Origin of the sequence: Peptacetobacter sp. AB800 (assembly GCF_047807365.1) — a bacterium.
In the GTDB taxonomy this organism is placed as follows: domain Bacteria; phylum Bacillota; class Clostridia; order Peptostreptococcales; family Peptostreptococcaceae; genus Peptacetobacter.
On the sequence record NZ_JBLOUI010000016.1, the window covers coordinates 21,366 to 46,572 of the forward strand.

The following is a 25,207-nucleotide window of genomic DNA, read 5'->3' on the forward strand; positions in this document are numbered from 1 at the left end:
TCTATTCCTCCATTTTTAGTTTTTTTATAAGTTCTTTCATATCTTCTGGTATCTCAGCTTTAAACTCTAAATCTTCTCTAGTTCTAGGCTGTTTAAATTTTAAGCTATATGCATGAAGTGCCTGTCTTTTTATAAGATTTTCGTCTACATATCCATATAGCTCATCTCCAATAATTCCATATCCTAAGTGAGCTAAATGCACTCTTATCTGATGCGTTCTTCCTGTTTCAAGTTTTAATTCTACAACAGTTGCATCTTCTAGTCTTTCAACAACCTTATAATGAGTAATAGATCTCTGTCCTCTTTCATCTACTACCCTCTTTATAGAGTCATCAGTAGGTCTATATATAGGTGCGTCTATAGTCCCTTCATCTTCCTTCATAACACCTTTTACAACTGCTATATACTTCTTCTCAACTAAATTTTCACTCATATCAGTAGATAATACATGGTGAGCATAGGCATTTTTTGCAACTATAACTAGACCAGATGTATTCATATCCAGTCTATTTACAAATCTTACCTTTACCTTTTCGCCTTTTTTTATTATAAAATCTGTAACACCATTGGCAACAGTTCCGTCAAAATGACTCTTTGTCGGGTGTACAACCATATACGGTGGTTTATCGACCATTATAATATCAAAATCATCGTAAATTATACCCATATTGAGATTTTGTGGCTCAAAGTTTGCCATATCTTCATTTATCTCTACTTCTATTAAATCTCCTTTTTTAACATCTAATGTCGGTTTTCTATATTCTCCATTTACGTTTACTGTTCTCTCTCTTTTCATTTTTGAAATAGATCTCACAGAAAATCCTAGCTTATCGAGTAAAATCTCTTTTAATACACCATCTTCCTCTGCCGTATAAGACATTAGATTGTACTTCTGTAGTTCTTTTTTAAACAAATTTATACCTATCCTTTCCAATTTATGACTGTGTTTAATTAGTTTTCTTCATTCCATCCTTTGCAAACATCAACCCATTTTACAAAGTTTGAAGAATATTTTTCTAATTCGTCGTTAGTAAGCTCTATTGCAGAATTTCCACTTCCCGCTGCTGGAAATACTGTATCAAATCTTTTTAAAGACTCATCTAAATATACCTTTACATTCTCGTTTTCTAGAGCAAATGGACAAACTCCACCTACCATATGCCCTGTAAACTCAACAGCTTCTTCTGCAGAAAGCATTCTAGCCTTGCATCCGAATTCATGTTTAAATTTTTTATTGTCTATTTTTGTATCTCCAGCTGCAACAACTATTATAGCATCTCCTTCATCTTTGCCTCTAAAAGACAATGTTTTAGCTACTCTAGCTGGAATTATCCCAACTGTTTCTGCTGCTAATTCTACTGTTGCACTAGACTCATCAAACTCCATAACATCATTTTCTCTTCCAAACTGCTCCATATATTTTCTTACTTTTTCAATTGACATAACTAAACACTCCTTTTTTCTCTGTTTGTATATACTAACTAAATATTAAACTTATTAGCTAAGTGCTTTTATACTCCAAACACCCTTATTCTGTTCTACAGGTATTTTAAAAAAATTAAATATTGGAATTTCTTCCGCAAAGTTTCCTTCGTATTCCATTTTTGTAGAATCCAAGGCAAAATATTTTTTATCTAATTGTAACCCTTTTGGAACAATGAATTCTATATACCCATCTCCATTTGGCTCTATTCCGTCTAACATTAAATTAGAATTAAGACTATTTTCAACATCAAGAGCTAAATATAATTTAGAGCTATTAATATATTCTCCCTTTTCATTTTTTATATTGTTTTCAAATTTCATTCTTGCCTTTGTAAGAAGATATGTAAATTTACTGTTATTGTAAATTTTAAATCTTATTTTTGTACCCTCTTGCACAGTTTTTCTAGACTCAAACTCTACTATAACCTCATTTACATTTCTGGCTTCATAGTCCTTTTTATCTATCATATCTCCATATGTAAACCTTACTAAAAAGCCAGACACAAGGCAAAAAATCAAAATGATAGATGATACCTTCATAAATTTATTCATATTATCAACCCATTCTAATTTTTATACTTTTACTTTGATTTTTATTTAATATATCTATTTTTCTTCATAGCCTTCAAAGATATTCCCATAGATATTATAAATATAAGAATACAAGCTACTCCTACAGTAACAATATTTATATTGTCCACATTAATTTTTGAAACAATTCCTCTAAATATTTGATTAAATGCATGTATTGTTTCATATCTAGATACATTGATAGATAACAATGCATCTGGATTGCTAGTCATATATATTTTTTCAGATAATGCATTTAAAAATGATCCAAATATTGTAAATATAGCTATTGCGAGTATACTGGCTGCTATTTTTATTTTTTCGTATCCATGTCTAAAGAACATCGGCATTGTTACGGATAGTACTATTAAATTTATATCCATAGCAAATATAAAATCATAAAATACAGTTCTTCTAAACATATATATAGAAAGTATATCGTGTACAAATAGAGTAAGTATAGTTATAACTATAGAAGTAGATACTCCTATAAGATATCTAGAGTACACTATATCGTCTAAATCTATCGGAATACTTCTTATAAATTTATCTGAATTATTTTCATAATCAGCTGAAAATACGCCTATCATTATTAGATAAGTTATAAGTACTGGCGTTGCATAATAAGATATATCATTGCAAAATAAATACATTAAAATAAATATAAGTATGTATTTTATAACATTGAATCTTTCAGATTTTATACATACTATGAGATCTTTTTTTATAAGGTTAAACATTTAATACACCGCCTTCCTGGTAGTAATGTATTAAATCTTCTATATCAGGATTTTTTATCTTATGGTAATCAGCACTTCTAAGAAGAGCTCTTATTTCATCACTTTCTCCTATATTTACAAGTGCTTCACTATGTCTTTTATAGTGGTCTATTCCTATTATATTATCCTTCATAAGAGATAGTGTTTCAGAATCAGATCTAATTACCCTAAAATCTTTTATTATATCCTTCTTTTTAAGGTTAAATAGAATATTTCCCTTTTCTAAATATACAATTTGGTCGTATATTTCCTCTAATTCAGACACGTTATGAGTAGAGATTATAACACTTCCATTTTCCCTTTTTATATAGTCTTTAAAAATCCTTATAAGTTCCTTTCTTACAGTTTTTTCTAATCCATATATAGGTTCGTCTAGTATAAGCAGTTTTGCGTGATGGCTAAGAGCAGTACTTATCATTACTTTTTCACATTGACCTTTTGATAAGTTTTTTATCTTTTCCTCAGAATCTAGATTGAAGTTGTTAAAATACATATCGTACACTTCCTCATCAAAATTCTTATAGAACATAGCTATTATTTTTTTATAATCCCTTAGCTTTAGGTTAGGATAAAAACTAAGATTATCATAAACAAAACCTATATCATTTTTGTATCCAACTGGATCGTTTTCTACATTATTTCCATTTAATTCTATTTTCCCCGAACTCGGCTTATAAAGCCCCATTATTAAATTTATAATACTAGTTTTTCCCGAGCCGTTATCTCCAATTATTCCCATAATTTTTCCTGGCTCTAGCATTATATTTATATTATTCAGTGAAAAATTTTCAAATGTTTTTGAAACGTTTTCTATTTTTAACAAATAATCACCTCATATAATAATTCTTATTTTGTTGTTAACATAGTTATTCTTTAATTATATCACGTAATTGATATATATTGAAATTTATATGAAACTTGAAATGTATATACTTGTTAAAAATTATGCTATAATACATATATGTAAAGAGGTGAACTTATGAAAAAAAGGCTAATAACTATTAATTCTAATGATCTACCAAAGTCGGTAGAAACTAAAAATTTATTTAAAGAAAAATTTAAAGAAGCTGGCTTTGATGTTTCAGAAGAATTTTCTGATGATACAGAGCTTGTTGTCTGTGTTGGGGGAGATGGATCTTTTTTAAAAACAGTCAGAGATTTTGACTACCCTGAAGTTCCTATTGTCGGTATTAATACTGGGCATCTAGGATTTTTCCCAGAGATAGTGCCCGATAAAATAGATGAGTTTATAGAAAGTTATTTAAATGAAAATTATATGATTCAAGAGGTTCCACTACTGCGGGCGATGATTTGTACAAACAAAAGCTGCGTAAACTTCTTCGCACTTAATGATGTAACTATAAAAGGTGATAAATCTAGAACTGTTCATTTAAAGCTACTTGTAAACGGTAAAAAAGTTGAAAACTTCAGCGGAGACGGTATGATTATCTGCTCTCAGACAGGTTCTACTGCATATACGTATTCAGCTGGTGGAAGTATTATAGACTGTAATATAGATGCTATACAGCTTACTCCTCTTTCACCTATAAATACAAATGCATACAGAAGCTTTACATCTAGTATAATTTTCTCTAAAGATACTGAGATAAGTATTATACCAGAGTATCGCTTTGAAGATTCAATACTTATCATAATAGATGGTGTTGAGCTTAGATTTAAACAAATTACAGATATAAACATCTGCACATCAGATGTTAAGCTAAAACTTTTAAGACTTTCAGATTATGAGTTTTGGGATAGAGTTTCAGCAAAATTCTTATAGAATATTATTCTATCAAAAAAATTAATTTATTGGAGGGAATTTAAATGAAAATAGGAATACTTAGCGATACTCATGGAAGTTCGCTTTATTTTGATAAGGCAATGGATGTATTAGGAGAATGTGATTTATATCTTCACGCAGGAGATATACTTTATCATGGACCTAGAAATGACTTACCTGAAGGATATAATCCAAGAGCACTTACAGAGTCATTAAACGATATGGATTCTATAATATTTGCAAAAGGTAACTGCGAGGCAGATGTGGACCAGATGGTATTAAATCATCCAATTCAGGGACCTTATGCACTAGTTCAGCTTGATGAATTTAGATTTGTTGTAAATCATGGGTATGTGGGAGCAAAAGATGAAATAATAGCAAACGCTAAAAATATGGGTGCAGACTTCCTTATACTAGGACATACTCATGTTAAAGAGCTTTCTTTTGACGACACACTTATAATAATAAACCCAGGAAGTACTTCTATACCTAAAGATGGAAGTAGATCTGTCGCAATAGTTGAAATAAACCCTGACGAAGATAATGATCATGAATTAAACATAGACATAAACTTCTACGACATAGATACTGGAGAAATAATAGAAGAATTATAAAGAAGTAAATAGAAAAGGACAAGAGAATAACTGCTCTTTGCTCCAGGCTTCAGCGCCCCACCCGTTTTTGTAACACATTTAGCGGCTGTGGGGCGCTTGCAGTATTGTCGCTTTTGAGCAGTTATTTCCCTTGTCCTCAGTTTATTTAATACTTCTTAAATAGATAATAATTTTCTAATTTAAAAGGGTTACTACAAGAACTGTAGCAACCCTCAATAATTTACGTATACATATGTATTTTTGCTATTCTATTTTTCTCAACTTTTTCTATGCAGAATTTAATGTTTCCAATCTCAAGTACTTCTTTTTCTTCAGGAAGTCTATCAAGATATCCTATTAAATATCCACCAATAGAGTCAAATTCTTCTGTTTCTATTGCAGTACCTATAAGCTCATTAACTTCTGATATTCTAGTACTTCCGTCTACTATGTACTCGTCTTCTTTTATAACTATTATATCGTCTTCATCTTCATCGTATTCGTCTTCTATATCTCCAACGATTACTTCAACTAAGTCTTCAACAGTTAAAAGACCTGATGTTCCACCGTACTCATCAAGAACTATAGCTATCTGAGTTTTGGCTTTTTTCATATCTTCAAGAAGCTGAGTTATCTTTTTAAATTCGTAAGTGAAGAATGGATCTCTCATGTAATTTTTTACAGAGAAGTATTCTTTTTCTTCATCACTTAAGAATATCATATCTTTTATGTTTATTATACCGATGATATCATCAACAGAATCTTCGTATACAGGAAGTCTACTTAGTTTTTCCTCTCTGAATACTTCTATTATTTCTTCATAAGAATCATCGACTTCAACTGTCACCATGTCCATTCTCTGAACCATAGCGTCTTTCGCCTGCATATCACCAAATTCAAATACGTTGTTTATTATTTCTCTTTCTTCAACTTCAAGAACACCTTCCTCATGGCTGACATTTACCATAGTTTTTAGTTCTTCTTCAGTTATAAACGCATTCTTTTCGTCTGCTTTTACACCGATTATTCTAAACATAAATTTAGTAAATATATTAAATATCCATACTACTGGTGATAGTATTGTTATTATCAGTTTTATTGGTTTTGAAACCAATAGAGCAACTTTTTCTGAATTGTTAGCTGCTATTGATTTAGGTGTTATTTCCCCAAATATAAGGATTATAATGGTCATAATCGCAGTAGCTGCAGCAACACCATTTGCTCCAAATTTAGCTGTTAATAATGCAGTAGATATAGATGTAGCTGCTATATTAACAACGTTGTTTCCTACTAATATAGCGTTCAATAATTTATTAGGACTTTCTATTAAAGATGCCACTAAATCGGCATTCTTTACCCCCTCGTCCTGCATATATCTCATTCTTATTTTACTTAGTGACATTAGAGATGTCTCTGATGCCGAGAAAAATGCCGATCCCATAATAAGGATGACTAACCCGATAATCTGAATCCAACTTTCGAGCGATTCCAAAATTTACCACACTCCTATTTAACTTTTCTATCATTTTTCTTTTAAATTATATATTTGATTTCCATTATATCATAATTGAAGATACTTTTGTAAAATTATTAAATTATTTAAATGTTAACTTTCAGATATATATCTAAAAAAAATAGAACTGCTAATCACATTTCCCAAAAGTGATAGCAGTTCTGTTTTTTCCTAACTATATTCTATTTTAACTTTTGATCCTTCTCCAATTTCTCCAGCTGTTACAACTAGTTTTACTGGAACTCTATTTTTTAATTCTTCAACATGCGATATTATTCCTATACTTAAATTAGAACTGTGTAATTTTTCTAATGATTCCATTACAGTATCCAATAGCTCTACATCCAATGAACCAAATCCTTCATCTAAGAAGAAGAATTCAAGTGGTGCATTTCCCTTCATCTGTATCTGAGATGATAAAGCAAGTGCAAGTGATAGAGATGTTAAGAATGTTTCTCCTCCAGAAAGAGTGTCAACTCCTCTTCTTTCTCCACCATTGAAATTATCCCTCATAACAAACTCTAGAGCATCGTTTATTTCAAGTGCATATCTTCCATTGGTAATTGTAGAAAGTCGTTTTGATGCTTCAAGTGCAATATATTTTAGGTGATTTGTTGCAACGTATTCGACAAATTTATTTCCTTGAATTATTCTATCTATCTCATCTAACAGTCTATAGTCATTTGAAACCTCGTCAAATTCAGATTTTATCTTTTTCTTCTTTTCAAGGTCTTTTTTCATAGCTGTTATCCTATCAAATAGAACTGCGTTACTTCTTTCAAGCTCGCTTATCTCCTCTTTTAATAGAATTATTTCTTCATTTAATCTATCAAATTCATCTTCTTTGACTTTTCTACCATCTAATTTTTTCTCTAAATCGTCTATTTTAAAATCTAGATTTTTTCTACCTTCATCGTAGTCAGATATCTCTTTTCTCATAATCTCGATATCTACAGTAGGCATAACAAATTTCTTTACAGTATACGCGCTGTCAAATCTATACTTAGCAAGCATTTCTTTAAGTACATTTTTGTAGTATCCAAGCTGCTCTTCCGTAGTGTTACACTCTCCCTGAATCTTGCTTCTAAGAGAATCCTTGTCTTCTCTAGATTTACTCTTATCGTCAAATTCTTTTTTAAGTTCAGAGTAATTATTATTTATTTTATATATTTCTTGTTCAGTCTTTTCAAGTAGTTCCTTAGGATTTTTACCTCTTGTTATTCTCTGGGCTTCCTCTGTCTTTTCTGTGTACTGTTTTTTATTTCCTTCAAAGTCTTTTTCTATTGAAGAAATTTCAACTTCTATAGAATGTATCTTTGTTTTGCAGTCGTCAAATTCTTTATCTATCTTAGACTTTGTATTTCTAAATTCAGCTAATTCTTTTTCAACTGCTTCTGATTCTATTTCATTTGCCTTTATTTCCTCTACTTTAGAGAATATATCATCTACCTTGGTAATTCTTTTTATAGACACTATTTCAAGTTCAAGCTTATCTTTTTTAACTTTTAACTCAGATACATTTTCAGATAGACTAAGTCTGCGTTTCATTATTCCTTTTAATGACTCATTAATTCTAGTAAATTCTTTATCGTTTTTTGAATAATCTTCATTATATCTTTTTAAATCTTCGTCTAATCTAGACTTTTCAATATTCCAATCAGATACAGCTCTTTTTTCTGCTTCAAGATTTCTAGTTTCTGAGTCGTATTTTTTAGAAAGTTCTAGTGAATTTCTTTCCCTTATTTCAGCTTTTTTCTTATTTATAGCTTCAGTTTTTATCTTTTCTTCAGATACATATCCACTTCTTTTTATCTTTAGCGAATCTAGTCTTTCTATTTCGTTTCTTTCATTTGTTTTTTCTTTGTTTAAAATTCCTTCATAGTATTCTATTCTATCGTCGTAATTAGTGCTATCAGTTCTCATATGGTCTAAAGAGCCACAAACAGGGCAAGGCTTACCGTCCTCAAGCTCTTTTCTTATATCTGAAACTCTGTTTAAGTATCTAAATTCATCTATATTTTTATTAGCTGTTTCTATGTCTTTTCTTATTTTAGAAAGTCTATCTTCTGATGTAGATATTTCTCTACTAACTCTGTGTCTTTTTTCTAAACAGTCATTTAACTCACTTTGAAGATTATCTCTTTCTTCTTCTAACTGTTTTAAAGATTTTAGCTCTGATCTCATTTCTGTAACATATTCAGTCTTTTTAGTTATCTCTTCTGCTGTAAGTGGAGAATTTTTCATCATTATAGATATTCTATTTTCAACTTCTTCTATTTTTTCCTTAACAGAATCTCTATCTCTTCCAACTAGTTTAAGAGCTACATTGTTTTCGCTGTACTCAGATTCACATTTCTGTAAATCAATTTCACTTTTTTCTAGCTCCTTTTTGACCTCATTTAATTCCTTTATATGCGAGTATCCTTTTTCTATATTTTGACGGAATACTGCTGGTACATTTATTTCTGCTAATCTATTTTCACTGTCTTTAATTTTTCCTGCATAAAGATTTTGCTGAGCTTTTATATCTTCTATATTTTTTAGAAGTTCTTTTTTCTGGATTTCTAATTTTTCTCCAACAGATTTTAACCTTACTAGTCTTGTACTTATTTCCTCTGTTTCATCAAGTAAATTTATAGCTCTTTCAAGTTTTACCTTTTCTTCGCTCAATCTAGGAATAGTATCGTCTTTTTTTCTTTCTATTTCTGCAAATCTAGCTCTAGATATTTCTAAATCTTTCTTAATTAATCTTATCTCTTCTTCAATTATTTTTAATTGATTCTTAGAGTCCTCAAACTGTTTTTGAAGTTTTTCTACATTGTCTATATAGGGGTCTATCATATTTGCATTTTCTGCCCTAGACATTTTCTTTCTTTTTTCTTCTATTTCTTCTTTTTTATCCTCATATACCTTTAGTAGTTCTTTCGCTTCATTGTACCGTTTCTGATTTTCATATACTACTTTATCTATGTCGTATTTTTCTACTTTTTCTTTGCACAATCTATTTTTAACTCTGCAATCTTCTTTATCTGTTTCTAATTTTTTTATCATCTCATCATATTTTTCATCAGTTACTTCTTCATAGTGAGATAATGAAACCTGAAGCATATCTACTTGAGTTTTTGTTTTGTTTTTTCTATTTCTTACGCTTTCAATTAATTTCTTTCCGTATTTTTCTAGGTTGAATATTCTCTCTAGCATATTTCTTCTATCTATTCCACCAAGTTTTAAGAAGTCATTAAACTTATCCTGTGGAAGTACTACAGATTTAGTGAAGTCATTTGCTGTAAGCCCAATTATTTTTATTATACTTTCATTTACTTCATTTACCTTGTCTGCAAGTACATTTTCACTTCCATCTCCTAATTTTTCAATAACTCTTGCATAAGATGTTTTTATTCCACCAGCCTTGCTTCTAATTATATGTCTATCAACTACATATCGTCTTGAACCTATTTCAAATTCATAGCTTATCTCTGCTTTTTCAGATAAACTATTTATATATTCCTTGGTATTTCTAGCAATACTTCCATACAGAGAAAGTGTTATCGCATCTAAAATTGTAGATTTACCACTTCCAGTCTTTCCAAATATCCCAAAAAGACCTCTCTCTGTCAATTGTTCAAAATCTATAGTCTGTTTATTGACATAACTGTTAAGACCTTTTATTTCAAGTTTTATCGGTCTCATACCTATTCGTCTCCCCCTTCTTCTCCTGCTACTTTCATAAACATATCCATTACCTCTCCCTTAGGCTCTACACCTTTATTGAATGTGTAAAAATCTCTAAATAGTTCAGCCATTGATTTAGTTTTTAAATCTACAGTTTTTTCTTCTTGCTGATATGTTATTACAGGTTTGATTTCTATAATATCCGCTAGATTTTTTTTCATAGCCTTTATATCTTCTTGGCTTATTATCTCATCTGTTTTTATTTCAAAATAAGACCACATGCTTCTTCCCCGATTTTGCTCACATATGTCTAGCGCTTCTTGTACTCCTCTACATTTGAATAGCTCTATAGGCTTGTAGTTATTAAACATTATATCCTCAAGTTTAGGCTTTTCATTTGGGTGTATTTCTACAAGTTTTGCTCCTTTTGCATATACCCTCTCACTTTTACTGTACTGAAGAGGTGATCCTGAATAATAAGAACAGCCAAGTTCTGATGCCTTCTGTTGCTTATGAAGGTGACCTAGCGCAACATAATTTGCTTTATCTGGTAAATCTTTTCTCTCAACTAAAAGGCTTCCTCCTAGTTGTATAGGTCTTTCAGAATCAGAACTTTCTCCACCCACTACAAATAGATGTGATACAGCTATATTTATACTGTCTTTATCAAAATCTTCTTGTAGGTTTTTAAATATCTGGCCTACTTTTTGAGAATAAGTTTTTTGTCTATCCTCATCTGTTTCAGCTTCAAAAGCATCATTTAATCTTTTTTCACTAGGATATGGAAGAGTAAGTACATTTACTTTTTCCCCATTTATTATTATTTTTGTCATTCCTTCTTTTGCTTCTACTATCTCAAATCCTTCAAACTTTCCTACACTTGTTTTACTCAATGGATTTCCAAATAATAGTATTCCCTGTTCAAATGCAAGTGGAGATGCAGCTTCTATTCTTTCTGGGCTATCGTGATTCCCCGCAATCACGACTACACATCTTTTTCCATTTGCTGCTATTTTAGATACAGTAGAGTAAAATAGTTTTTCTGCCTCTGCAGATGGGTTTGCTGTATCGTATATATCCCCAGCAATTACTACCATATCTACATCGTTATCCTCTACTATTTTTATAAAATCAGAACAAAACATTCTCTGTTCCTCTATTCTAGAATGACCTTCTAAGTTTTTACCTAGATGCCAATCAGAAGTATGTATAAATCTCATAGTTTCCCTCCCTTTCAAATCAATTATTTTTCCAAATAACTAATAAATAGTCTACATATCTATTCTAACAGATTCATCTACACCAAATAAGTATATATACTGTTCTTTTACTTTTTTATCAGTTATTTCTTCTATTACCTTTGCATAAATTTCAAGCTGCTTTCTATATCTGTTTATAACTTCTTCTCTATTTTCTTCGTTTACAAAATCTGTTTTATAATCTAAAAGAACTATTTCCTCATTTTCTTCAAAGTATGCATCAATTATACCTCTAAGCATTATACTCTCATCGTAATCAATTTCTTCTTTTTCAAATAAATCTTTCATATTAATTTCTGTATAGAATGCTTTTTCTCTTCCAATAAAGTCTGCATTTTTCATTCTAGTTCCAAGATCTGATTTAAAGAATTTATAAATCTTAAATGGATTGACTACATCCGCTTCTTTCTGAGTTATTATTTCCTTCTGGACAAATTCTTCAATTTGATTTTTTATTTCATCTATTGTGTTTACTCTATCCATATTTATTATCTGCATAACTAGATGCACAACACTACCTTTATGTGTAGGACTTAGTTTCTCATCTTTATTTTCTTGGATAAATTTAGGTCTTTTTATCTCTGTTTTTTTATTACTTCTATTTAATTCTATCTCATTGCTATCAATTTCAATGTCGTCTATATTTTCAATAAACGCATTTTTTTCTTCCTCAAGAGCTATTCTATCTTCTTCCTCTCTTTCAAGATTCCAAAGTCTTTTTATCTCAGTAACAGATATACTTCCAGATTTTTCTACGCTCTTTTGGTATGGATATTTAAAGTCTAATCTATTTCTTACTATTTCGCTGTAGTCAACAGCTCTATCACTAGTAAGCTCATCTTTTAAAACATCGGCTAGATTAATTTCCTCTTCCTCTCCATTTGCAAGAGTGTAGTCCTCTCTTTTGTGAATTTTAAACTTCCATTCAGACTCATCATTTTTTTCTACTATTTCAGAATCAAGTGGAAGTATTCCTCTAGCATCTTTGTGGGCTATTGCAACAGACATTATCCAATCTAAGAATGATGCAGATTTTAAAAGATTATATCTATCTAATTTATTATCCTTTGTTACCTTTTGAGAATTAGATGCCCATTTTTGTAAATTCTTTTCAACATCATTTACAGCACCTGTTATTATCAATTTTTCCTTTGCCCTAGTAAATGCAACGTATAATACTCTCATTTCCTCAGAAAGCATCTCAACAACCATCTGTTTTTTCATAGCTTCTTTCATCATTGAAGGGTATGATAATCTAGTTTCTAAATTTACCACCTGTGGTCCATATCCAAGTTCATGGTGATATAGTATTCCTCTATTCATATCCATTTTATTGAATCTTTTACCCATTCCTCCACAGATTACTATAGGGAATTCTAGTCCCTTACTTTTATGAATACTCATTATTCTTACAACATCCGCATTTTCAGATAATGTCTTGGCTTCACCCATATCACTATCAGCTTTTTTTAATTTTTCGACAAAGTTTATAAAGTTGAATATACCTTTAAAGCTAGTGTCTTCAAATTGTTTAGCTCTTTCAAATAATATTCTTAAGTTAGCCTGTCTTTGTTTTCCTGCTGGTAAAATTGCTGCATAAGCGTAATATCCAGTTTCATTGTATAAATACCAAAGAAGTTCATCTGTACTAAGATATGAAGATCTTTCTTGATAATCCTCTAATCTCTCCAAGAAATCTCTAACCTTTTTATTATCACAATCGTCAAAACTTGCATATATTTTCATAGCTTCATAGAATGATACATTTCTATTCACTATTCTTATATCTATAAGTTCTTCTGGGGTAAAGTTATAAATTGGAGATTTTAATACTGCAAGTAATGGTATATCTTGCATTGGATTGTCTATTACTTTTAATAACGATACTATTGTCTTAATTTCTATAGTATCAAAATATCCTGTTCCAGTATCTGCATATACTGGAATATCCATATTTGTAAACTCTTCTGTTAGGACACTTGCCCAGTTTGATGTAGCTCTAAGAAGTATGACTATATCCTTATACTTAGCCTGTCTATATCTCTTTTCTTCCTTGTCGTACACCATCTGTATCTTTCCATCAGAATTTTTTCCGACAATTTCTTTAATTATCTTTCCTATTGCTCTAGCTTCAATCTGAATATTATCTAAATCCTCTTCTTCCTCAAGCTGCTCGTCGGTTAAATTTTCATTTACCTTCTTTTCAATTATATGAACATCGCAACTTCCTCCGACTATCGCATTTTCTTCATAACATTCTTCAAATACAGCACCTGGATTTAATTTTTCATCGTCATTATATTCTATTTCACCAAGCTCTTTACTCATTATATTTTCAAATATAAAATTGACTGCATCCAATACGTTTTTTCTACTTCTAAAGTTTTTATAAAGCATTATTTTTCTTCCATCTTTATATTTTTCTGTAGAATATGTTTCATATTTATGCAAGAATATTTCTGGTTTAGCCTGTCTAAATCTATAAATACTCTGTTTAACGTCCCCAACCATAAATCTATTCGGCATTTCTTTATTTGCAATACTGCTTAATATAGCTTCCTGAACTAGATTACTATCCTGATACTCATCTACAAATATTTCCTTAAACTCTTCACTATATCTCTTGGCTGTTTCTGACGGGATTTGGCACCCATTTTCGTCCTCGTCGACCAATATTTCAAGTGCAAAATGCTCTATATCATTAAAGTCAATTATTCCCTTATCTCTTTTAGCTTCTTCAAACTTTTTCCAAAACTCTAATACAGCATCTGAAATAGCTCTAACTATAGGATAAGACATTTCTATTTCTTTTTTTATGTCTTTTGAATATCTATTTTTATACATTTCTGCAACTTTTTTCATACTTTCTATAGCTTCTTTTCTATACTCAGTTGCAATCTTCCAAGCTTCTCTCATCTCATTTGGATCATCTTTTTTAATCTTCTTACCTTTTCTGTAATCTTCTGGGTAGAATTCTCCTATAGCCTTTATAAAATCATCCCATCCTTTATCAAGACTATCGTAAACTACATCAATTCTTTCTGATTCAGTTATTATTTTTTGTATATTTTCTATTTGACCTAAATATGGATGTACTGTAGCCAATGCTTTTTCCATATTTCCAACTATATCTTCAATCTCTGTTTTTACAGAGTTTATTACTATTCTTCCCCATTTAGAAGATGTAAAATCAAAATCATCGTCTACTAAAAATGCATCTGCAGATTCATTTAACCATTTTTCAGGATTTGGAAACGACATTGCAAAGTTGTATATAGACATAATTAAACTTTGAACTTGATTATCTCCGTTTCTCTCTGCAAAACTGTCTATAAGTTTTAAAAATCTTTTTCCCTTTTCCGAGTTTTCATCTCCAAGATATCCTTGCTCATAAAGTTCTTCAAATACCTCATCTATAGCTTCCTGAGCTATAAGCTGACATTCTGTAGCATCTCCTATTCTAAAGTTTGGATCCAATGTTATAAGGTGTATGTTATTTTTTATAACATCTAGACAGAATGAGTGTATTGTAGTTATATTTGCTTTATTTAAGAATAAAATCTGCTTTTGAAGATGCTCAATTACATCTTTTTTTTCTAACTTAGTAGCTTCTTCTAAGGCTTTTGATACTGCATCAGCTATTCTTTCTCTCATTTCAGATGCTGCGGCATTTGTAAAAGTAACGACAAGCAATTTATCTATATCTACTTTTTCTTCTGTATCTAGTATCATACTTATAATTCTCTCAACTAAAACAGCTGTTTTTCCCGAACCAGCTGCAGCAGATACTAACAGGTTACCATCTCTATGGTCTATTACCTCTTGCTGTTCTTTAGTCCATTTTGTGCTCCCCACTCTACTTCACATCTCCTTCCATCATTTTTATAACATCGTCGCTAGTTCTATTAGGTATAACCTTGTAGCAATTGTTTTTAAGTGCTGTATCAAACTGACAAATAGATGAATAACTACAGAACCGACAAGAATCTTTATCCTTTGATTTTTTAGGCTCTATTTTTATATTTCCGCTCATCATATCCGAACACAAGTCTTTTATAGATTTTTTTATGTATGCTCTTATAATTTCAAATTGCTCGTCTGTAACTCCAGCAGTACCTTTTGAAAGAGAGCCATCTTTATTTCTAGCAGCTTTTATTATTTTAGAGCTACTTTTTGGCTCTTCAAGTGCTTTATCCATATATGAAAGTATATCTAAATCTTTTATAAGCATTCCTTTCATTTTAAACGATTCTATAATCCGCTGCTTAACCTCTTCGTCATCTACAAGAGTGCTTCTTGATATTATAGGGTTATCCATTCTACTGTATAACATAGCAGCAGGTTTTATAGGAATATTATCTGGTATTTCACCGCCTTCTAAAATTGCATCCATATAAACAAGTAACTGCAACTGTAATCCGTAATATACATCGTTTAAATTGATATCATTTTTACCCCATTTGTAATCTACTATTCTTACAAACTCTTTATTTTCTTCGTTTATATATTTATCTATTCTATCTATCTTACCTATTAACTCTACTATTTCATTTTCTTTGTACTCAACCTGTATTGAAGGGTATTTCCGTTTTTTACCAAATTCAACTTCATACTCATCTGGCTCAAATCTTCCCTGCTTAATCTGATCTGCTATTATTTTTATAGAAACTGTTATAAGCACTTTTAATCTATGAGCAAGGTATTTATATTTTGGAGAACTTTCAAGTATAAATCCAGGTATTTTAGCTATTAGCTCATCTACCATTTCTGATACTCTAAGCTCTATATATTTATCATCTACCTCATGCCAAGTAATTCCGTCTTTATGCATAGTTTTAGAATAATTTTCTATTACCTTATGTACAAAGCTTCCTACATCAGGTGCCGTAAATAGATATTCTTTTCTATCCTTTGCCTTCATTCCATATTCTATGAAATATGCAAATGGGCAGCTTGCGTATTTTTCTAATCTCGATACACTCATAGTCTTTGAATTATAAAGCTCTTTTATCTTATCCTCATCTACATATTCAAATTGATTTGTAAAGTCTATTCCTTCAACAATTCTTTTAGTTATATCATTGTATCTATCGTCATTTAGATAGTATTCGTATGTATCTTTCCAAATATCAGATATTCCATTTTCAAAATCTTTATCCGCAGCTTCCTTTATTTTATCTACCATTGTATTGAAAGTAGGTATTTTAGAATTTACTTCTTTTAAATCATCTTCTTCATATACTCCTTCTAGGAAGTAACTTTTTATATCTACATATTTAAATAATTTTTTAATTCTAGATATTATTATAGATGCCCTCTGTGTTTTTCCTTCGCTATCTGCAATTGGATAACTTACAGTAAGTTTATCTGATGTCGCAGTTATAGCCTTATAAACCAAGAATTGTTCTTCAAACACCCTTTTTCTACTGTCTTTATCTAGCTCCACATTCATATCAGATAGTTTCCCTCTATCTGAGTCAGAAAGAAGTCCATTCTCTTTTGAAGGCATTGGGAATACTCCATCTACAGTGCCAATTAAATACAGGTGCTTAGTATTTGGATTGTTCATTCTGTCTACTTCTGTTACTGTTACCTGGTCTATACTAGGTGGTATAGTCTTTAACTCGTACTCATCAAGTGCAATATTTACAATTCTTATAAATCTTTCTAGAGAAATTTTTTCATCGCCCATAATCTCTACAAGCTGGTCTAATAAGTCAGAAACTGTATTCCAAACCTGAGAATATCTAGCTGCAGATTCTAACATTCCTTTTTCTCTAAGTATATCTATTGTATTCTCTATCTTTTCAAATATATTTATATCCTCTAAAAACTCATACAGATATCTACAAATATCTTCAACTGTTTTTCTATTTTTAGAAGAGAGTTTCTCGTCAAATCTTTTAATAGGAGCAATTACCCTATTTTTTATATCATTGATTCTTTTCTTAGTTTCTAGTTCTTCTTCACTTTCTTCGTATTCATAAAAAGAATTTGGAAGTCTATATTCCCAGACATCTTCAAACCACTTGTTTCCTGATATTCCATTTGCTATTACATAATTTTCAAGTAGACTTATCTCATCCTCTGTAAAATCTAAAAGCCCACTTTTTAAATATCTAAACATTGTTTCATATCCGTATCTTCTCTTTTTCATCTCAAGTACAGATACAATCATCGTTATTATAGGATTATTCTTTGCCTCAGTTTTTTTATTAATATAAAATGGAATTTTATACTCAGAGAATATAGATTTTACAAGAGATTCATAAGAATCTATATTTCTTGCAGCTATGGTTATATCCTTGTATCTATATCTTCCATCTATTATATCGTTAGCTATTTCTTTTGCTACTTCTTCAACCTCATTGTATAAGTTTGAGTATTCTCTTATTCTTATTTTCTCTGTCTTCTTTTGATAAATACTATAAGGATATGAGTTGTAATATCTTTCAAGATGTTGTAACTCCTCATTTCCTATGAATCTTTTTATATTTTCGTTACAAAGATTTACATCTTTTTCTACCTTTATACCTTCTTTTTCGCATATATCTTTGATTCTATTGTATGTATTTCTAGTACTTGCAAAGTAGTCTGCGTATCCTGTCTTAAATGGAGAGTCCATTGTAAATAAGAATGTCGTACTCTTTGCTTTTTTCATTAGTTCTTTTAAAAGCTCGTACTGATTTGGTGTGAAACTAGTATATCCGTCAATATACAGATCCATATCATCTAAGAAACTACACTCAGCAATTTTTTCTGTAAGCATAACCACTCTATCGTGCATATCTACATAATCTTCGTGTAGTTTTTTTTCAAATTCTCGATAAATCTTAGCTATATCCTTTAGCTTCATAATCAAGTTTTCTGGAAGTGTATCCCCACTTTCCCCTATAATTTCATCAAGTCTATCTGGAGTTATCATAAACTGTTTAAGCTCTGAAATCATATCTGAAATAGCTGTTGTAAATCCAGGTTGTGCATATGATTTTGAGAATAATTCAAGATCCTTTGAAACAGCTTCTATTGAATTATGAGTAATTATCGCTTTTCCTGCAGCATTTATCCCTACTTTTGATAGATTTCCACAGTATGAAAATACTAAATCAGATAATGTCTTTAACCCCATAGGTCTAACACGCATATATTTATCCTTAGCTCCAGATGCAAACATATTACTTACTCGTTTTTCCATTTCGTATGTGTACTGCTCTGGAATTAGTATTATTATTGGAGATTTTTCTATTTTTGAAATAGCTTTTTCTTTAATCTCATTGAGCATATATTCAGTTTTTCCACATCCACTTCTGCCTAGTATAAATCTGACTCCCATATTACCCTCCTAATATTCTTCGTATGCTTCTTCGTCAACATTGTTTCTATTGCACAACATATTGAATTCGCAGTACTTACAAGATTTTAAATTTTTTTCCTCAAAATCCGATTTTTTTATTTCATTTATAATACCTTTTATTTTTATTTTATCGTTTTCAAATTTTTCTTCGCTATATGTTAGTTCTATTGGCTCCGAATAGTATTCAGGCTGATAGTAGTACATTCTAACTCTAGCTTTTTCTTTCCCATTTCCGTATATTTTAGGAATTGCTTCATATGCAACAGCCATATAGACTATACTCTGCATTCTTTTTTCTAAATCGTTGTACTTTAGTTTTCTGTTTTCTGTTTTCCAATCCCATATATCTATGGAAAGCTGACCATTTTCTCGATATATTACAGCTAAGTCATATTTTGCAGTTAGTCTGCTTTCTTCATCTATTTTTATAGAAAGTCCGTACTCTGGCAGATATTCTCTATCTTCATAAATAGATACTGCTTTTTTTACTTTTTCTAGCCATTGGTCAAATTTTTCATATTCTTTGCTTCCTGTAAATTTTCCTACAGGTATTCCTGAGAAATATCTCTCACACATTAGATGAAATTCTAATCCGTACTTCATGCTTCTGTAGTATTCCTCGTCATCTTCCTTTTTCCAATTTAGTCCTTGTATGTATTTATACCCAAATTTTTTAGGGCAACTTCTAAATGTATTTAAAGCATTCTGGCTGAATTCAAATCCAGAAAAATCCATTGTATTCACCTCTTTTACTGTTTAGCTCTTCTTTTTTGTACTTGATTTTCCATTAACCTAAAGTATTCGCTCTTTTCCTGCTTTAATGGATATTTTTTCTTTTTATCTTCATCGTTATTAAATACAGATGCAGATATTATAAGCATCTCTTTAGCTCTAGTTACGCTTACATAGAATAATCTTATCTTTTCTCTTATTTGATCTAACTTCAATTCTATATCGAAGTTTGTTCTTTCTAGTCCATTTGTCAATTTTTCTATTTCAGATGCAACTAATGCTTCAGGATTGTTGTATTTTTCTTTTAAGAAATATTTCTGACAAGGTAGTTTAAACTCTAAATCACTAGGGAATTGATATTTTGTACATTTAAGCATAAATACACAGTCCCATTCCATTCCTTTTGATTTGTGGTTAGTACATACTGTCACACTTCCTGGTGTAGGCTCGTATCCGTTGATATTACCTGTTATGTCTAGTATATGTCTAAAGCTACTATTGCCTCTATCTTTTATTACATTTACTATGTATTCAAAATCTACATCTTGATCTTCTCTCTTAAGATATTTAATGTAGAATGCGATATACTCTGCAATTGCCATCTCTTCTTCTGTTATATCTAACATATCCCGTATGAATAAAACCAATAAATCAGCTCTATTCCAAGAGTAATCCATTATTTCCTGAATTTTTTCTAATGCATTTTTAAACTTGACGAATATGCTACTGCTGTCGTCAACTATTCCTAAGTCAATTTCATCAAAGTTATATATCAATTCATCTGTTGTAAATTTTTTGAATATATTAAGGAAGTCCGCCTTTCCTTCTTCACTTTCTTCTTTTATAAATGCACTTCCAATTATATCCATCAACTTATCTATATTGTCGTTATCTATTATAAAGTCTAGTATATTCGCTATATCGTCTATTACTTTTCTCATTTTTTCAGAAGATGAGCTTAGATTTTCAAATTCTAAATCGTGTTTTTTTAGTTCAGCCGCGATTTTATTACAGTCTTTGTTGTATGGAGCTAGTATTCCTATGCTCTTATCTGGATATTTTCTTTTTATTCCTTCTACAAATCTTATAGTTTCTCTTATTTCATCGTCAAAACTTCCTGCAGCTAGCCACTTTGTATTTATTGTATAACTTTTTGGCTCTGGGTTTTCTTTGTATCCTTTGCCTTTTTCTACAGTTTTTATTTTCATATCTTCAAGTGCATCTCGGCACTCTATTTCAGGCAAGCTATTTTTTGTATAGTCAACTAATAAATTTGCAAGCTCTAGTATGTCCTTGCTGCTTCTGTTTGACATATCCATTCTATGACAGCAATCGGCACTCTCTATAAATTCTCTAAAGAATTTTGGATTTGATTCTGAGAATGTTCCACTTATGCTCTGGTTTATATCTCCAACTCTGACTATGTTTGGATTTTCACCACCAATAAGTTTTATTATCTTTCCTTGTATCTCATTAGAGTCCTGACACTCATCTTCAAATATGTATTTATACTTCTTGTTTAGTTTTTCTCTGATAGCATCGTCATCTCTGACTATTTTATGTGCATTTATCAATAAATCGTCAAAATCTAAAAGCCCATGAAGTTTAAGTCTTTTGCAGTACATCTCATATATAGGTGATACTATTACCATTATTCCTTTGTACCCATCTTCATTAACTCTTTCATTCAGTATGTCTGGAGTTATTCCATTGTACTTTAATTTACTTATAGATCTAGTTACTAAATCAAAAAATCCCTGCTTCCAAGTTTCATCAAATCCTCTAGCCTTATCTTCATTTATTTTTTTAGTTTTTTTGTCCTTTGCTTTTTCGTAATTTATGAAGTAGTAGAAATACTTTCTTCCTTTTTCAGTAGATAAATAGCTTTCTATACATTCATTTAGTATTATGCTTCTCTGGGCATCATCGGCAATCATAAATTCCTCATTTAACATTGCTGATTCCGGGTTTTCTTTTATTATTTTAGTTGCTAAACTGTGTATAGTCATAACTTCATATGAATTGTTCAATCTTCTAAGAGTATCTTTATTTTTTCTTTTAATCTCGTTTATTTCTTCTTCTGATAAATTTTCTTCTATTTCTGCATCTTCTCCATATTTTTCATTTAATAGCTTTTTTATTCTTCCTTTGAAGTTATTAACCGCACTATTCATATATGTTAATATTAGTATTTTTTCTTTTCCATTTATGTTATTTTCTAGTAGTTCTGTAACCAATCTAGTTACTATGAATGTTTTTCCAGCTCCTGGAACTGCGGGAACTGCCATAGTACCAGATTTGTACTCCATTATTGGAACTTGATCTTCTCTATATGTTATTTTCCGCATAGTTTACCTCACTTTTATTATATTTCTTCTTTGTCCATTAATCCTATTATACTAGTGTACATCATACTTTCTGATAAATATCCATTTAGAGAATAGTCACTCTTAAATGCATATACTTCTTCAGCGGAATCTAGTAGTGAATATAATAGATTATTCATATAATATTTTTTTAGTTTTTCTTCGTCTAAGTCTGTGAATATCTGTTTTTCCTCATATGATTTTCTAAGAACAATAGAGTTATTTATTTCTTTGGCAATCTTTGGATTCCACATATTATTTCCACAATCTGCCCAAAGCTGTATCCCTCTTTCTGATAGAGAATTTATATAATAGAAAGGAGTTGTTATCATTATCTTGTCTTCTCCTTCACTATTTTTTAATTCTCTAAATCCTATGTAATCTTTAGAGTATGTTTTTAAGATTTTATCTATTTCAAAATCTTTTATCACTCCACATTCTGCAGCTTCTTCTAGTTTTTCACATTCTGATATTACTTTTTTGCAAATATCTATATTTTCAATTCCATCCTCTAATGCTATAAGTACTTCTGTGTAAAATCTTCTCATAAATTCACTTCTTTTTAGATTTTTCTTTCTAGCAATGTAGATTTTTTCAATAATTTGGTCTAAGTTATCTACATTGCCCACAAAGTTGTTTATATCTTTTGGATCTATTTCCATATCTTCACCTTCTGTATTTCCCAGGAAATTATCAAAAGTTATTTCTGATTTTTCTTCATAAATCTTTTCAAGTTCGCTATTTTCAAGGATTGTAGACTTTAATAGCGTTTCATTTTCTCTAAATATTTTATTAGCTTTGATTTTATTTATCCCCAGAACTAGGGAAATCATCTGTATATATTCCTCTGTTGAAAATTCTATTTCTGAATTTCCTGAATACATCGCAGCAATAATTATCAACAGATTTGCATATCTATGCTGAGATATTTTAAAGTCTGTGCTTGTGCTAAAGTATTTTACTCCCATTTTTTGAAGTCTATCTGTTATTCTGTTCTGTAGTATTCCTGATCCTGGTGGAAGTATTACCGCTGTTTTTCCTATTTGTTTAGGATTTTTTGTAATTTCTTCAATTTTATACAATATATCATCTATCATCTCTGTATAAAGTTGTGATTGATAACATTCTTTTATCCTATTTGAAAACGGTATTAAATCTTTATATTTTGCTCCGTATCTTTGGTGGTTCGCCAAGTTTTTATTCCCTAGACTATTAGAAGATAATTCACTTTTTTTTGAGTAGTAGTCTACTATGTTATCTAAATCAAAATTGTACATTGCCGCAAAATCTGCACTTATATCTCCGTATATGAATATTTCTTTTCCTATATTTTTAAATACTTTTACTAATTCTAATTCTGAGTTTGATGTTTTTTCTATTGCATCTATTAATAAGTAATCATATCTTTTAGATAAACTTTTTTGATATTCTTCTTTTTTCAGTAACTTTTCTGTGTATAAGTATATCGCCATCGGTAAATCTATTGCAGATTTTTCTACGAGCTTGTCTGTATATTCTTTTATGATTTCATCGTTTTGAGTATAAGAAAATCTTTCTAAATTTTCCTTATTTTTCTTTGTATAGTATATTTTTTCTCCAGTAGAGTATATGTCTGTGTTCATGTAGGCTGCTGATTTAAGATTTGAGTATATGGATTTTGATATATTTTCTGATGTTCCGGTTATGTCCTCAAAGTATCCATATTTATATCTAAAGTTTTCAACCATTTCAGTTATTATGTATTCTGGCAATGAATAAGGAATATTATTAGGTATACCTTTTACGCTTTTTAATTCTTTAGATATTAAGGTCCAATATTTTTCCAATTCCTTCATTATGAATGATATGTATGTCAATATTTGTGGTTCTTCTATGTATGTATTTATGTTTATATTTTTTTTTATTTTTTCGATTAATTTTCCATCTGAAATAAGAAAAAGTATCTTAGAACACTTACCTGATTTTTGTTTTATCAGTTCGTTGTATTTTTCAGATACTTTTTTTAGGTTTGTTTTTTTAGTTGTTATCTCTGCCATAATCTTCTCCTTTTTTGTAGAACATTAGTTCTTGATATTCTTATTATATCATTTTTTAGTATAAGTTTAAAGTTGTATATTGTTTGTTATTAAATATAAATTATTAGATGTTTTTTATAATTTTATTAATATTCTTTTTAATTTTTTTCTGATAATATAATATTGGAGGTGGTTGATTTGAAAAATATAATAGTTACTGGTGGTTCTGGCGGAATTGGAAGGGCATTATGCTATGGGTTTGCTGATCTTGGATATAATGTTATAAGTCTTGATGTTAATGATTATAATTTTGATAGAAAAAATATACATACGTATAATGTAAATTTATTGTCTGAAAGTGAGATAAAATCTTGTTTTAATGAAATAGTAGATAAGTTTGGACCAATCCATATCCTTATAAATAATGGAGCTATTAGCAAGTTTAATAAATCTATTTATGATATTTCTGTTGATGAGTTTGATGCTGTTTTAAACACCAATTTAAGAGGTGCTTTTATATGCTGCAAGGAATTTATTTTAGCGAATAAGGGGCTCAATTTTGGTAGGATAATCAATATAGCATCTACTAGATACAATCAAAATGAAGCTGATTGGGAAGCTTATGGTGCTTCAAAGGGTGGAATAGTATCCCTTACAAATACACTTTGTGTTTCTCTATCTGGGAGTTATATAACTGTAAACTGTATAAGTCCTGGCTGGATAGAAACTGAGGATTATGATTCTTTATCAGAGTTAGATCATTCTCAGCATCCTTCTGGAAGAGTTGGAAAGCCCGATGATATTTTTAATGTGTGTGCTTTTCTTGTTGATTAAAAGAGCGATTTTATTAATGGTGCGAATATTGTTGTTGATGGTGGTGTGACTAAAAGAATGATTTATTTTTAATATAAGTTTTGAAATTAATTATTTTTAATCAAATTATTTATTAACTTGAATTTATAATCTAAGTACAACAAAAAAAGAACTCATATCATTTTCTTGGTATAATATTCATGCCAACAAAAATTAAAACCAAGGAGAAAATGATATGAGTCTATATAACCATCTTACAATAAATGAGCGAGA

General features: G+C 30.1%; 16 protein-coding genes. 3 read left to right on the forward strand and 13 right to left on the reverse strand.

Going from position 1 to position 25,207, the window contains the following annotated elements:
- Position 1 precedes the first annotated feature (1 nt).
- The 5 genes from ACK2WN_RS06320 to ACK2WN_RS06340 all read right to left on the reverse strand — a co-directional run bounded on the left by ACK2WN_RS06320 (position 2) and on the right by ACK2WN_RS06340 (position 3,657).
- Positions 2-913 (reverse strand): RluA family pseudouridine synthase, encoded by a 912-nt coding sequence (locus ACK2WN_RS06320; RefSeq protein ID WP_416155123.1) that lies wholly within the window; start codon positions 911-913, stop codon positions 2-4.
- Between the two features lie 38 nt (positions 914-951).
- Complete coding sequence (locus ACK2WN_RS06325) at positions 952-1,443, reverse strand: YbaK/EbsC family protein (protein ID WP_300529211.1); 492 nt, start codon at positions 1,441-1,443, stop codon at positions 952-954.
- A gap of 54 nt (positions 1,444-1,497) precedes the next feature.
- The gene (locus tag ACK2WN_RS06330; protein WP_300529209.1) at positions 1,498-1,953 is read right to left on the reverse strand and encodes a hypothetical protein; all 456 of its coding nucleotides are present in this window, start codon (positions 1,951-1,953) and stop codon (positions 1,498-1,500) included.
- A gap of 125 nt (positions 1,954-2,078) precedes the next feature.
- Positions 2,079-2,795, reverse strand: coding sequence for an ABC-2 transporter permease (locus ACK2WN_RS06335; RefSeq protein WP_300529207.1), 717 nt, complete (start codon positions 2,793-2,795; stop codon positions 2,079-2,081).
- Entirely contained in the window at positions 2,788-3,657 is an 870-nt protein-coding gene (locus ACK2WN_RS06340; RefSeq protein ID WP_416155124.1) for an ABC transporter ATP-binding protein, read from the reverse strand. The genes ACK2WN_RS06335 and ACK2WN_RS06340 overlap by 8 nt, the downstream gene beginning before the upstream one ends.
- Positions 3,658-3,813: 156 nt before the next feature.
- Here ACK2WN_RS06340 and ACK2WN_RS06345 point away from each other — a divergent pair, with 156 nt between their 5' ends.
- Entirely contained in the window at positions 3,814-4,617 is an 804-nt protein-coding gene (locus ACK2WN_RS06345; RefSeq protein ID WP_300529203.1) for an NAD(+)/NADH kinase, read from the forward strand.
- 44 nt (positions 4,618-4,661) lie between these two features.
- Positions 4,662-5,231 (forward strand): phosphodiesterase, encoded by a 570-nt coding sequence (gene yfcE, locus ACK2WN_RS06350; protein WP_416155125.1) that lies wholly within the window; start codon positions 4,662-4,664, stop codon positions 5,229-5,231.
- Positions 5,232-5,451: 220 nt separating this feature from the next.
- Here the strand turns inward: yfcE and ACK2WN_RS06355 are convergent, their stop codons facing one another.
- The 8 genes from ACK2WN_RS06355 to ACK2WN_RS06390 form a co-directional block, all read right to left on the reverse strand.
- Complete coding sequence (locus ACK2WN_RS06355; protein ID WP_416155131.1) at positions 5,452-6,705, reverse strand: HlyC/CorC family transporter; 1,254 nt, start codon at positions 6,703-6,705, stop codon at positions 5,452-5,454.
- 189 nt (positions 6,706-6,894) lie between these two features.
- On the reverse strand, positions 6,895-10,413 hold the full coding sequence (locus ACK2WN_RS06360; RefSeq protein ID WP_416155126.1) for an SbcC/MukB-like Walker B domain-containing protein: 3,519 nt from the start codon (positions 10,411-10,413) through the stop codon (positions 6,895-6,897).
- Positions 10,414-10,415: 2 nt separating this feature from the next.
- Positions 10,416-11,615 (reverse strand): exonuclease SbcCD subunit D, encoded by a 1,200-nt coding sequence (locus tag ACK2WN_RS06365; RefSeq protein ID WP_300529197.1) that lies wholly within the window; start codon positions 11,613-11,615, stop codon positions 10,416-10,418.
- 51 nt (positions 11,616-11,666) lie between these two features.
- Positions 11,667-15,509 (reverse strand): helicase-exonuclease AddAB subunit AddA, encoded by a 3,843-nt coding sequence (gene addA, locus ACK2WN_RS06370; RefSeq protein WP_416155127.1) that lies wholly within the window; start codon positions 15,507-15,509, stop codon positions 11,667-11,669.
- Between the two features lies 1 nt (position 15,510).
- Positions 15,511-18,987, reverse strand: a complete 3,477-nt coding sequence (gene addB, locus ACK2WN_RS06375; protein WP_416155128.1) for a helicase-exonuclease AddAB subunit AddB — start codon at positions 18,985-18,987, stop codon at positions 15,511-15,513.
- A gap of 9 nt (positions 18,988-18,996) precedes the next feature.
- Positions 18,997-19,743 (reverse strand): PD-(D/E)XK nuclease family protein, encoded by a 747-nt coding sequence (locus ACK2WN_RS06380; RefSeq protein WP_300529191.1) that lies wholly within the window; start codon positions 19,741-19,743, stop codon positions 18,997-18,999.
- A 14-nt stretch (positions 19,744-19,757) separates the two neighbouring features.
- Positions 19,758-22,088, reverse strand: a complete 2,331-nt coding sequence (locus ACK2WN_RS06385) for an ATP-dependent helicase (protein WP_416155129.1) — start codon at positions 22,086-22,088, stop codon at positions 19,758-19,760.
- Between the two features lie 17 nt (positions 22,089-22,105).
- Complete coding sequence (locus ACK2WN_RS06390) at positions 22,106-24,142, reverse strand: UvrD-helicase domain-containing protein (RefSeq protein ID WP_329998275.1); 2,037 nt, start codon at positions 24,140-24,142, stop codon at positions 22,106-22,108.
- Between the two features lie 177 nt (positions 24,143-24,319).
- Here ACK2WN_RS06390 and ACK2WN_RS06395 point away from each other — a divergent pair, with 177 nt between their 5' ends.
- Complete coding sequence (locus ACK2WN_RS06395) at positions 24,320-24,955, forward strand: SDR family NAD(P)-dependent oxidoreductase (protein ID WP_416155130.1); 636 nt, start codon at positions 24,320-24,322, stop codon at positions 24,953-24,955.
- Positions 24,956-25,207: the final 252 nt, after the last annotated feature.